This window comes from Stenotrophomonas sp. AS012628 (genome assembly GCF_010608305.1).
In the GTDB taxonomy this organism is placed as follows: domain Bacteria; phylum Pseudomonadota; class Gammaproteobacteria; order Xanthomonadales; family Xanthomonadaceae; genus Stenotrophomonas; species Stenotrophomonas geniculata.
The window spans coordinates 1-11,852 of sequence record NZ_VMBJ01000073.1 but is presented as its reverse complement, the minus strand read 5'-3'; the positions used below and the strand labels follow the sequence as shown (position 1 = coordinate 11,852).

The 11,852-nt window shown below is 64.9% G+C and carries 9 protein-coding genes; 4 read left to right on the top strand and 5 right to left on the bottom strand.

What is annotated here, in order from left to right; genetic code table 11:
* Positions 1-116 precede the first annotated feature (116 nt).
* Positions 117-2,594, bottom strand: coding sequence for an acyl-CoA dehydrogenase (locus G5A07_RS20440; RefSeq protein ID WP_043399155.1), 2,478 nt, complete (start codon positions 2,592-2,594; stop codon positions 117-119).
* Complete coding sequence (locus G5A07_RS20435) at positions 2,591-3,508, bottom strand: alpha/beta hydrolase (protein WP_043399152.1); 918 nt, start codon at positions 3,506-3,508, stop codon at positions 2,591-2,593. Before G5A07_RS20435 ends, G5A07_RS20440 begins: the two co-directional genes overlap by 4 nt.
* Before the next feature lie 141 nt (positions 3,509-3,649).
* Here G5A07_RS20435 and G5A07_RS20430 point away from each other — a divergent pair, with 141 nt between their 5' ends.
* Positions 3,650-4,252 carry a TetR/AcrR family transcriptional regulator gene (locus G5A07_RS20430; RefSeq protein WP_006464233.1) on the top strand — a complete coding sequence of 201 codons (603 nt, stop codon included), beginning with the start codon at positions 3,650-3,652 and terminating at the stop codon, positions 4,250-4,252.
* 138 nt (positions 4,253-4,390) lie between these two features.
* Here the strand turns inward: G5A07_RS20430 and G5A07_RS20425 are convergent, their stop codons facing one another.
* The 3 genes from G5A07_RS20425 to G5A07_RS20415 all read right to left on the bottom strand — a co-directional run bounded on the left by G5A07_RS20425 (position 4,391) and on the right by G5A07_RS20415 (position 9,386).
* Positions 4,391-7,144 carry a TonB-dependent receptor gene (locus G5A07_RS20425; RefSeq protein ID WP_171955142.1) on the bottom strand — a complete coding sequence of 918 codons (2,754 nt, stop codon included), beginning with the start codon at positions 7,142-7,144 and terminating at the stop codon, positions 4,391-4,393.
* A gap of 383 nt (positions 7,145-7,527) precedes the next feature.
* The gene (locus G5A07_RS20420; RefSeq protein ID WP_010482736.1) at positions 7,528-8,376 is read right to left on the bottom strand and encodes a hypothetical protein; all 849 of its coding nucleotides are present in this window, start codon (positions 8,374-8,376) and stop codon (positions 7,528-7,530) included.
* Between the two features lie 116 nt (positions 8,377-8,492).
* Positions 8,493-9,386 (bottom strand): Hsp33 family molecular chaperone HslO, encoded by an 894-nt coding sequence (locus G5A07_RS20415; protein ID WP_010482737.1) that lies wholly within the window; start codon positions 9,384-9,386, stop codon positions 8,493-8,495.
* Between the two features lie 77 nt (positions 9,387-9,463).
* Here G5A07_RS20415 and mtgA point away from each other — a divergent pair, with 77 nt between their 5' ends.
* The 3 genes from mtgA to G5A07_RS20400 are packed head-to-tail and all read left to right on the top strand — an operon-like array spanning position 9,464 to position 11,681.
* Positions 9,464-10,213: a monofunctional biosynthetic peptidoglycan transglycosylase gene (gene mtgA, locus G5A07_RS20410; protein WP_049481854.1), complete on the top strand. Its 750-nt coding sequence runs from the start codon at positions 9,464-9,466 to the stop codon at positions 10,211-10,213.
* Positions 10,214-10,270: 57 nt separating this feature from the next.
* Positions 10,271-11,290 carry a glycosyltransferase family 2 protein gene (locus G5A07_RS20405; RefSeq protein WP_049481925.1) on the top strand — a complete coding sequence of 340 codons (1,020 nt, stop codon included), beginning with the start codon at positions 10,271-10,273 and terminating at the stop codon, positions 11,288-11,290.
* On the top strand, positions 11,250-11,681 hold the full coding sequence (locus tag G5A07_RS20400; protein ID WP_019336409.1) for a CBS domain-containing protein: 432 nt from the start codon (positions 11,250-11,252) through the stop codon (positions 11,679-11,681). The genes G5A07_RS20405 and G5A07_RS20400 overlap by 41 nt, the downstream gene beginning before the upstream one ends.
* The last annotated feature ends 171 nt before the right edge of the window (positions 11,682-11,852 follow it).

The following is an 11,852-nucleotide window of genomic DNA, read 5'->3' as shown; positions in this document are numbered from 1 at the left end:
CGCTGCAGGCGGCGGTAGAGCGAAAGCAGGGGCGTGGACATGAGCGGTTTCCGGTCGGCGGATAGAACGACGGCGGGCCGAGGCCCGCCGTCGAAGGCAACGCGTGTCGTGGGCGATCAGGCCGCCTGCGAATGCGGATCCTTGTGCTGGCGGTCGTAGTAGCTGGCCGCGCGCAGCTCGTGGGTGTCGAAATCGTCCACGGTGATGGTGTCCAGGGTCAGCGTGCGCAGCTCTTCCAGCAGGCTGCGCTCGTCCTGGGTGATCACGCCCTCGGCCACGGCTTCGTCCAGCTGGGCCTTGAAGTCCAGCGCTTCGATGCCCTTGCTCTTCAGCGCCTTGAGGAACTTGCGCTCCACCGGCTCGGCCATGATCGCCTTGCTCAGGTAGCTGTTGATGCGGCCACCCGGGTTGTTCTCGCACGGGGTCAGGAACACGCCGCTGGCCAGACGATCACGCGCTTCGTTCGGCGCCATCAGCAGGGCGGCGACGCGGCGGCTCAGACGGTCGCCCGGAGCCTCGGCACGACGGCCCAGCGGGAAGATCAGCGCCCACATCAGCCAGCCGATCGGACGGATCGGGAAGTTGCGCAGGGCCGCCGACAGCGATTCCTCGATCTTGTGCACGCTGTCATGGAAGGCCCAGGCCAGCAGCGGCTGGTCGGCCTGCGGTGCGCCTTCGTCGTGGTAGCGCTTGAGCATGGCGCTGGTCATGTAGACGTGGCTCAGCACATCGCCCAGGCGGCCGGACAGCGATTCCTTGAACTTCAGCTTGCCGCCGAGGGTCATCATCGAGATGTCGGCCATCAGCGCCAGGTTGGCCGAGTAACGGTCCAGCTTGCGGAAGTAGCGGCGGGTATAGGCGTCGCCCGGGGCGGCGCCGAAGCGCGCGCCGGTCAGGCCGAACCAGAACGAACGCACGGCATTGGAGATACCGAAGCGGATGTGGCCGAACAGGCTGCGGTCGAACTCCTGCAGGCCGGCACGGGTGTCCGGATCCTGCGCGGCCTTCATTTCCTTCAGCACCCACGGGTGGCAGAGGATCGCACCCTGGCCGAAGATCAGCAGGCTGCGGGTCATGATGTTGGCGCCTTCCACGGTGATCGCGATCGGCGCGGCCTGCCAGCTGCGGCCGGCGAAGTTGCGCGGCCCCAGGATGATGCCCTTGCCGCCGATCACGTCCATCATGTCCGAGATCACCTCGCGGCTCATGTTGGTGCAGTGGTACTTGGCGATCGCCGACGGCACCGACGGCACGTCACCACGGTCGACCGCCGCGGCGGTGGCCTGCGACAGCGCGCTGATCTTGTAGGCCTTGCCGCCGATGCGGGCCAGCGCTTCTTCCACGCCCTCGAAGCGGCCGACCGACAGGCCGAACTGCTTGCGGATGCGTGCGTAGGCGCCGGTGACGGCGGCACCGGCCTTGGCACCGCCACTGGCGGTGGACGGCAGCGTGATCGAGCGGCCCACGGCCAGGCACTCGTTGAGCATGTTCCAGCCCTTGCCGGCCATGGCTGCGCCACCGATCAGCTGGGTCAGCGGAATGAACACGTCCTTGCCGCGGATCGGACCGTTCTGGAAGGTCGAGTTCAGCGGGAAGTGGCGACGGCCGATTTCAACACCGGCGGTGTCGCGCGGCAGCAGGCCCAGGGTGATGCCGATGTCGCGGGTATCGCCGATCAGGCCATCCGGGTCGTACATGCGGAAGGCCAGGCCGATCAGCGATGCGACCGGCGCCAGGGTGATGTAGCGCTTGTCGAAGGTCAGCTTGACGCCGAGCACCTGCTCGCCGTTCCACTCGCCCTTGCAGACGATGCCGTAGTCCGGAATGGAGGTGGCGTCGGAACCGGCGAACGGACCGGTCAGGCCGAAGCAGGGCACCTCGCGACCATCGGCCAGGCGCGGCAGGTACTGGTCCTTCTGCTCCTGGGTGCCGTAATGCACCAGCAGTTCACCCGGGCCCAGCGAGTTCGGCACGCCGACGGTGGAGCTGACCACCGAAGACACCGAGGCCAGCTTCTGGATCACCTTGTGGTGGGCCAGTGCGGAGAAGCCCAGGCCGCCGTATTCCTTCGGGATGATCATGCCGAAGAACTTGTTCTTCTTGATGAAGGCCCACAGCTCCGGCGGCAGATCGGCATGGACGTGGGTGATTTCCCAGTCGTTGACCATGGTGCACAGCTCTTCCACCGGGCCATCGAGGAAGGCCTGTTCTTCGGCGGTCAGCTGCGGCTTGGGATAGTTGAGCAGGATGTTCCAGTCCGGATCACCGGTGAACAGTTCGCCCTCGAAGCCGACCGAGCCGGTTTCCAGCGCGATGCGCTCGGTCTGCGACAGCGGCGGCAGCACCTTGCGGAACACCTTCATCATCGGGCCGGTCAGCAGCGGCTTGCGGATGAACGGCAGCAGCAGCGGCACGGCGATGACGGCAAGCACGGCGGCCGCGACGATCGTGGCGGTCTGGTTGACGTAGGGAATGAACCAGCAGGCGGCCAGCAGGGCCACGCTGATCAGCGTCCAGGTAACCAGCCGCATGCGGTGGTAGGCGACGAACGCGCCTGCCAGCAGCAGGGCGAGGAAGGGAAGAACGATGCTCATGAGCGTGCTCCGGTGACGTGCTCGTTTGTGGCGGACGAAGCCGCAGCGTCTGCTGCGGGCAACACGTCCAGATAGTCCAACACAGTAGCGGTAAAGGCGTCGTTGTCATCGCCGGCGACCATGTGCGTGGCCTGCGGCAGCTGTACATGGCGCGCGTGCGGCGCCAACGCCAGGAATTCGGCCACGGTCTGCGGCGTGACCAGGTCGCTGCGGCCGCCGCTGACCAGCAGCAGCGGGCACTTCACCTGCCGCGCGGCCTCGGCCAGTGCATCCTGGTGCTGCTCGCTGTCGCGGGCCAGTTCGGCCACCAGTCGCGGATCCCAGTGCCAGCGCCAGCGGCCATGGCCGTCCTCGCGCAGCAGGGCGCGCAGCGACTGCTCGGATTTGCGCGGGCGGTGCGGCATGTAGGCCGAGATCACGTCGGCGGCCTGGGTGAGCGAGGCGAAGCCGTCGGGATGGGCGGTCATGAAGGCCAGGATGCGTTCAACACCGGCGGTATCCCAACGCGGGGTGATGTCGACCAGCACCATCGCCGAGAACAGGCCCGGCCAGCGCGATTCGGCCAGCAGGCCGAACAGGCCGCCCATCGAGGCTGCGACCAGCACCGGCGGGCGCGGCTGCTCGCCGGCCAGCACGATCAGGTCATCGGCGAACTGTTCGCCGTGGTAGGGCAGGTCGGCGGCATTCCAGTCCGAATCGCCGTGGCCGCGTGCGTCATAAGCCAGGGTCTGCAGGCCGGCTGCAGACAGGGCACGCGCGGTGGCATTCCAGGCATGACGGGTCTGGCCGAAGCCGTGCGCGAACAGCACCCGGCCACGGCGACCGTGGTCGCTGGCAGTGGCGGCGAGGCGGGCGCCATGGGCCGCCTCCAGGCGCAGGTCATGGAACGCAGCGGGAGTAGGGGACGTAACCATACTTGCTAGTATGGATCGCCTGCGAGGGAAGTCAATACTGCATCGTATGGTGCAGTGCGACAGGCCTGCAGGAGAGGCCTTTGACGGTTTCGACCGCAACGGCGTACTGCAACGAACCCCGGCGTATGGTTAAATCAGCCCATGAATCAACCTGACGCTTCCGCCGGCGAACCGCGCGCCGGCCGCAACAGCCGCCTGAGTGCCGAAGACTGGGCCCAGGCGGCCCTCGACCTGATTGCTGAACAAGGCGTAGGCGCCGTTGCGGTGGAACCGCTGGCGCGGCGACTCGGCGTGACCAAGGGCAGTTTCTATTGGCATTTCCCCTCGCGTGACGCCTTGTTGCAGGCCGCGCTGGAACGCTGGGAACTGTTCGAACAGGAACAGGTGTTCGGCAGCCTGGAAGACGTACCGGACCCGCGCGTGCGCCTGCGCCAGCTGTTCCAGATGGTGGCGCATGAAGTGCAGCCGCACATCATCTACAGCGAGCTGCTGAAGGCATTGGACCATCCGATGGTGCGGCCGGTGATCGACCGCGTGTCGCAGCGCCGCCTCGACTATCTGATCGCCTCGTTCCGCCAGGCAGGGCTCAGCTCGACCGATGCACGCCATCGCGCACGCCTGGCCTACGCCGCCTATGTCGGCTTCCTGCAGCTGTCCCTGCAGCTGCAGCAGCCCAAGCAGGCGCGCGAGGATTTCGAAGCCTATGTCGAGCATCTCATCGAGACGCTGATTCCGAACGGTTGAGCGTTGTTGCTGCGTTGAGTACAGAAAGGCCGCGGCAATGCCGCGGCCTTTTCCGTTGGTGCTGCCGCAACCTGGAGCGCACAAAAAAACAACGGCCCCTTGCGGGGCCGTTGCTGCATCAGCTGATCAGTGGATCGATCAGAACTTCTGCTTGTACTGCATGTACATGTAGCGGCCCGGCAGGTCGTACTGCGGGTCGAACATGTTGTACGAGGTGTAGTACGAAACCGGCGGGCTCTTGTCCCACGCGTTGTTCAGGCCGACCATGATGGTGCCCTTCCACGGCGTGTTGTAGCGGAACTGGATGTCGTGGTAAGTCGTGGCACCAATGTGGTTCGTTCCCTTCGCGCCATCAGAGCAGTATGCGAAGGTTTCCGGTTCCTTGACTGGATCAAACGGGCACAGTTCGGTCATGCCGGACTTGTAACGAATGCCGTAGTTGACCCCGAAGTCCCCGTAGGACCAGTCGACATACAGATTGGAACGGATGCGCCAGTACGGATCCTGGTCGAGATAGCGTCCCTGGCGACCCTCGATCGGAGCATCCTGAGTCGACTTGGTATCCCACTTGGACAGGTAGGTGCCGTCCAGAGTGATGGTGAACTGGCCGATCGAAGTTTCCGGCAGCTTGTACAGGATGCCCAGATCCCAACCTTCCACCTTGTACGACGCCAGGTTCTGCAGCGGCATGTCGACGTTGGTGATGGTGTAACGCTGGTTGGTGCTGCCGTAGTTCGGGTCACGCGTGATCAGGCCACAGTTGGCTGCCTGCTCCTGCGCGGTGCCGCCATAGCAACGATCCATGATGTCCTGGATGGCCGGACGGGTGATGGCGTCCTCGATCTTGATCTGCCACCAGTCCAGGGTCACGTTCAGACCCTGCACGAAGCTCGGGCTCCATACCAGGCCCAGCGTCTTGCTGGTCGAGGTTTCCGGCTTCAGGTTCGGGTTGGCCTGCCAGGTGAACGGCTCAGGAGTCTGCTTCGCACCACTGCCAGCGCCCGGCTGAACGAAGCCGATCGGCACGCCCTCTGCCGCACATTGGGCAGCGATAGCGCCGGTACGGCGACCAGACGTTGAGGAGCAGGGATCGATGTAGCTCTCGAACGAGTCAGCATCGCCGCGATACAGGTTGTTGATGCTCGGGGCGCGGAAGCCTTCCGAGTAGTTACCACGCACCATCAGGTCGTCGATCGGCTTCCAGCGGAAACCGAACTTGTTGTTGGTGGTGTTGCCGAAGTTGCTGTACTTCGAGTAGCGGGTTGCTGCGCTGAAGTCGAGCAGCTTGGCGCCTGGCAGGTCAGCCAGCACCGGGATCGACAGTTCCAGGAAGAACTCGTCCAGGTCATAGCTACCCTTGGTGGGCGATGCTCCGTTGCCGGTGCTCAGGCCAGAGGCGATGAAGGCGTCCGGATCGAACTGACCGGTTTCCTTGCGATATTCGTAACCAGCTGCGAAGCCCAATGCACCAGCCGGCAGCTGCACGATCTCGCCGGAGATGTTGGCGTAATAGCCCTTGGACACCAGACTTGCGGAGTCATGCGCGGTGAACGAGGTGTAATCCAGTGCCTCCTGCGAGATCGAGCCCATCCCACCCAGCGGGTTGATCGGGGCGCAGCCCGCAATGATCGCGCCGGTGGAGTCGAGACATACAGCCTTGCCATCGCGGATCGCCGAGGGACCATATGCCTCGGCCAGACGCTGCTTGTTGAACAGGCCGTAGGTCAGATCGTTCTGGTCGGTCTTGTCGTAGCGGTAGCCGACATCCCAGTCGAAATTGCGGTCGGCAAATTCGAAGAAGCCCTCGAAACCACCGTAGAAGTGCCAGTTCTTGACGTTCTGGTTGAACGAGCGTCCACCGGTTTCGTTGAAGCGGCGTGCGACACCTTCCAGCTCAACACCGTATGGGTTGTACATGCTGCCCGCGCTCAGGTCCATGCCAGTGACCGGCATGGCGGCCAGCAGCTGCTCGGACTTGCGTTCGTTGTACATCGCCTCGGTACGGAAGGTGATGTTGTCAGTAACGTTGTAAGAACCCACCGCAAACAGCGAGGTGCGCTCGTTGGGGGTCAGCAGGTAGTTGTCCGGCGCGGTGTTGTAGCCGTGAACATTGGGATCGAACGGCGTTTCCACGCCGTTGAGGATGATGTAACGCTCGTCATTGCGCAGATACGAACCCGGAATGCCGGTGCTGCTCTGGCCGCTGAAGAACGGCGGGCCGCCGGCGGAGATCTTGCGATCGCCGGCCATCACGGCCTTTTCGTTGACGTAGGACACGCCGAGCACCAGCGACGCGCGATCCGTGGTGGTGCCGAGGGTGAAGTCGGCCGCTTCGCGGTCGCCGTCACCGGCGCTGTACTGGCCCTTGTAGAAGTTGGCTTCCGCGCCATCGAAGTTCTGCTTGGTGATGATGTTCACCACGCCGGCGATCGCGTCCGAACCGTAGATGGTCGATGCACCGTCCTTCAGGACGTCGATGCGCTCGATCATCGCGGTCGGGATGGTGTTCAGGTCGACGCTGCCATCCAGGCCGGTGGTCCAGCGACGGCCATTGACCAGCACCAGGGTGCGCTCGGAACCCAGGTTGCGCAGGCTGACGCCGGCCGAACCGTCACCGCCGTTGTTGTAGGTACGGTTCAGGGCGGCGCCGTTGGCGGCAACGCGCTGCAGGATGTCGGCGACCGAGGTCACGCCCTGCTTGTCGATGTCGGCGCGGGTCAGACTCAGGACCGGCTGCGAGGTTTCGATGTCGGTGCTCTTGATGCGCGAACCCGTGACCGAGATGCGGTCAAGGTTGGTCGCTTCCTGGGCCTGGGCGGTGGCAGTGGACGCCACACCGGCAACGAGCGCGACCAGAACGGCATCGCGCAGCTTGTTGGACTGGAAATTCATTGGCTCTCTCTCTCCAAGAAATCTTGGCTGGGTTAATGCCCGGCGGGGGAGCGAAAAGCGCTCCCAAATCGCAAGGGCTGAGCCGATAGTAGCGGGCGTTCGCCAAGAATTAAAGCTGTGTTAATCAAGTCTGTGATTTTGGTAAAAATGAAAATTAATGCACAAAATCAATGGCTTGAATTGCATGTGCGATCACCGTGTCTCGTTTGTTAGCGCAAAGTGATGAAAAAAGTTTCCATTGATGTGTATCGCAGTATGTCGACATGAATTGCGCGGTATCCAATTCGTCGAAAAGCGCTTGACGTGTATCACGATCGCGCATACGCAACGGGCGCCTTTCGGCGCCCGGGAGGAGTCACTGCAGGAAGACCCGCGTGGTGGGGTCAGAGATCCTGTTCGTAACGCACGTACGGCACGGTGCCGTCGTCGTTGCTTTCATTGCGTGGGGAGAACGGATTCTTGCCGCGGCTGATCACGTTCTCGGCGCCAACGGTAAGCTGGCCGGACCACGGGGTACGCCAGGTCAGGCCGATGCCCAGGCCTTCCCACTTGCCGGGCTTGCCCGGTACGTCGATCACGCGGCCGATGATGCTGCCGGTGAAGTTGCCGTAGCCGGCGCCGATGCTCAGGCTCTTGCTGTCCCAGCGGTCGACGATGGACGGCGCGGCGTCGGCCAGCGGTACCAGGCGGGCCTTGGCGTAGGTACCGGCAATCGAGACAAAACCCTCGCGGCCGATGTTCTTCTGCGCGAATACGGTCAGGTCGTTCTGCTCGGCGCGCAGCGAGGGTGTCTTGTTCGGGCCGGACAGCCACGCCGGCAGCGTTTCACGGCCGGTACCCGCGGTGATGCCGAGGCGGCTGTTGCCGCGGTTCAGCGCGGCGGTGCCGGTGAAGCGGCGGCTGTTGAGGTCGTCGTCGTCACCCAGGCTGGCCAGCATGCAATGACTGGCTAGGCCGCTCATGCTGGTCCCGCTGCTGCTGTTGCAGAGCAGGCCCAGTGAATCGCCGGAGGACAGGCCGAAGGCCGCATCCAGCGAGTTGCGGCCGAAGTGCCAGCGGGCGCCGGCGGCCTGTTCACCCGTGGGCTCCAGGTACAGCAGGGCCTCGACCTTGCCGCTGCCCTTGTTCCACACCGGCAGCACGGTCCGGGTGTCCTTGCTCTGCGCGTGCACGCCCGTGATCGCGCCAAGGGCGATCAGCAGGGCCAGCGGTAGACGCAGGAAGGTACGCATCGGACCAGTTCAGACAGGGAGGGACAACGGAAGTTCCCGTAGAGACGGGAACTTGATCCTAGGGTGTTTATGAATTCTTAACAAGCCTTGATCCCCCCAGATGCAAGACCAGCCGTTTACTGAAGCCGTTCAGGCGCCGGTACAGTCCCCTCGGCACCGTGGAACAGTATGCCGAACTCCGTCAAAGGAAAGTGATACTCCCGCCCGCAGAATTCGCAACGGACCTCGACGGCGCCGGTGTCCACGGCCGCGGCACGGGCCTCGTCCTCGCCCAGCGACTGCAGCATCGATGCGACCCGCTCGCGGGAACAGGAGCAGGCGAAGGACAACGGCTTGTCGCCCATCAGTTCCGGCTTCTCTTCGTGGAACAGGCGGTGCAGCAGCTGCTCGGCCGGGGTCGCCAGCAGCTCGGCCTTGCCCAGAGTCTCGAACAGGGCGCTGGCACGCGCCCAGCCGTCCTCGTCACCCTCGTCGCCCGGCAGCTTCTGCAGCAGCAGGCCGGCGGCGCCATTGCGGTCGGCGGCCAGCAGCAGGCGGGTCGGCAGCTGCTCGGACTGGCGGAAGTAATCCTCGAAGGCCTCGTCCAGCTCCGGTGCGGTCAGCGCGACCAGGCTCTGGTAGCGCTGCGGCTCGCGCGGGTCCAGGCCCGGGTTCTCGATGGTGATCGCGAGGAGGGCGTCATCACCCAGGCGGGACAGGTCGCGCGGCGCATCGGCGCCCTCGCTGAGCTGGGCGATGCCGCGCAGGGTACCGGCGGCGGTGCACTCGGCGAACAGGGTGCGCAGGGCGGTGCTGCTGCGCAGCTGGATCGAGAGGCGGCCATCGATCTTGGTGTGGCCGGTGAACAGCGCCGAGGCCACGCAGGCCTCGCCGAGCAGTTCGGCGGCGGTATCCGGGTACTCGGCGTGGGACAGGATCTCCTGCCAGGTGGCCTGCAGGCGCACGTGGACGCCACGGACGCCAGCGTCGGGAAGCAGGAAGCGGATCAGGGAATCGGGGTTGGCGGTCATCGGCTCACATCGCGCGTAAACGAGGGCGGTTGCCGGATAATGCGCCGACAACCAGATAGAAGAAGGATGCACCAGTAATGGGGGCAGGGGGAGAGCAGCACAAGGTGGAGGCCATCGCGGAAGTCCCGCGCCGCAGGCGCTGGCGCTGGAAACGGCTGCTCTGGCTGCCGCTGCTGCTGGCCGCTTTCAGCTGCCTGCAGGTACTGGTGCTGCGGTTCATCGACCCGCCGGTATCCACGGTCATGCTGTGGCGCTATGGCGAGGCCTTGGGCGAGGCCGACTGGTCCTATCGCCTGCACTACCAGTGGCGCGACCTGGACCAGATGGCAGCGAGCCTGCCGATCTCGTTGGTGGCCGCAGAGGACCAGCGCTTTCCCGACCACAACGGCTTCGACCTGCAGGCCATCGAGAAGGCCCGCGACCACAACGCCAAGGGCGGGCGCCTGCGGGGGGCCAGCACGATCAGCCAGCAGGTCGCCAAGAACCTGTTCCTCTGGCAGGGCCGCAGCTGGGTGCGCAAGGGCCTGGAAGTCTGGTACACGGTGCTGATCGAAGCACTGTGGCCGAAGGAACGCATCCTGGAGATGTACGCCAACATCGCCGAGTTCGGCGATGGCGTATATGGCGCGCAGGCAGCGGCACAGACGTTCTGGGGCAAGGACGCGGCCCGGTTGAGTCCGGCCGAGAGTGCGCGGCTGGCGGCGGTGTTGCCGGCACCGCGACGCTACAACGCGGCCAAGCCAGGGCCGTACGTGCAGCGGCGCGCGGCATGGATCCAGCGCCAGGCACGGCAGCTGGGCGGCGCGGCATACCTCTCGGAAGATTGAGGGCACATGCCCACGAGGCGGCAGGCCATGCGCCTGCAGGCAACGTACAATCCGGGCATGAATCGCGAACGCCTTACTTTCGTCATCGCCGCCTACAACGAGGAGCAGGCGCTGCCGTGCCTGCATCCCCGCCTGTGTGCCGTGCTGGACGGAATGCCCGACATCGATGGTCACATCCTGTATGTGGACGACGGCAGCCACGACGGGACCTGGCAGGTGATCGCAGGATTGGCGCAGGGCGACGCGCGCGTATCGGCGTTGAAGCTGTCGCGCAATTTCGGCAAGGAGGCCGCGCTGACTGCCGGCCTGGATCTGGTGCGCGAAGGCGCAGCGATGATCCTGGACGCCGATGGCCAGGACCCGCCGGAACTGGTGCCGCAGTTCGTTGCGCGCTGGCGCGAAGGGCATGACAACATCTATGGCACGCGCATGGCCCGCGACGGCGAGGCCTGGATCAAGCGCGCCACGGCGGCGGCGTTCTACCGGGTGATCGGTCGCCTCTCACGCACGCCGATCCCTGCCGATACCGGTGACTTCCGCCTGCTGTCGCCGCGCGCGCTGAGCGCGCTGCGCGAGATGCGTGAACGCCATCGCTTCATGAAGGGTCTTTTCAGCTGGGTCGGATTCAAGCGGATTGCCGTGCCCTACCACCGCCACGCGCGCGTGGCCGGCTCCAGCAAGTTCAGCCTTTGGCGGCTGTGGAACTTCGCGCTGGAAGGTATCACCGGGTTCTCGACCGTTCCCCTGCGGGCGGCGACCTACATGGGCCTGGCCACGGCGGCGGTTGCTTTCGTATTCGGTGTATGGGTGATCGCCAAGGCGGCCCTGTACGGTGACCGGGTGGCGGGTTGGCCGACGATGATGGCGGTGATCCTGTTCCTGGGCGGGGTGCAGTTGATCGCCCTGGGCCTGATCGGTGAGTACCTGGGACGGCTGTACGAGGAATCCAAGCAGCGCCCGTTGTACCTGGTTGACGCGTGGCTAGCATCCACCGTGGCAGACTCGGCCCTGCAACCCACCCTCGGAGGGCAGGCAGATGACCACGGTACGGCAACTGTTGGACGGCAAGTCTCCTGAAGTACATGCGGTCGCGCCGGATGCGGCGGTGATCGATGCGATCCGGTTGATGGCGGAAAAGGGCATTGGCGCGGTGCTGGTGATGGACGGGCCGCGGCTGGTCGGGATCCTTTCGGAGCGCGATTACGCACGCAAGATCGTGCTGCGTGATCGTTCGTCGCGGGATACGGCGGTGGCCGAGATCATGACGGCGAAGGTGGTGACGGTCTCGCCGGGCGAACAGGTAGAGCACTGCCTGCAACTGGTGACCGATTACCGCATCCGCCACCTGCCGGTGGTGGAGGGGGCGCAGGTGCTGGGGGTGATCTCCATCGGCGACCTGGTGAAATCGGTGATCGATGCGCAGCGGCGCGAGCTGGATCAGCTGCAGCAGTACATCGTGGCGGGGTGAGGTGTTCGCTGGCGGGCCTGCGGCCCGCCGGCCCGCTTTTTGAAGCCAGAGCCAAAGCAGAAGCAGCGCCTTCATGATACGTCGGAGAGGCGGAGGGCATGGGCGTGCAGGACACGCCGCAAGTACGTCCTTGTAAGCTCGATGGCGCCATCCATGGCGCCAACGGTCCTG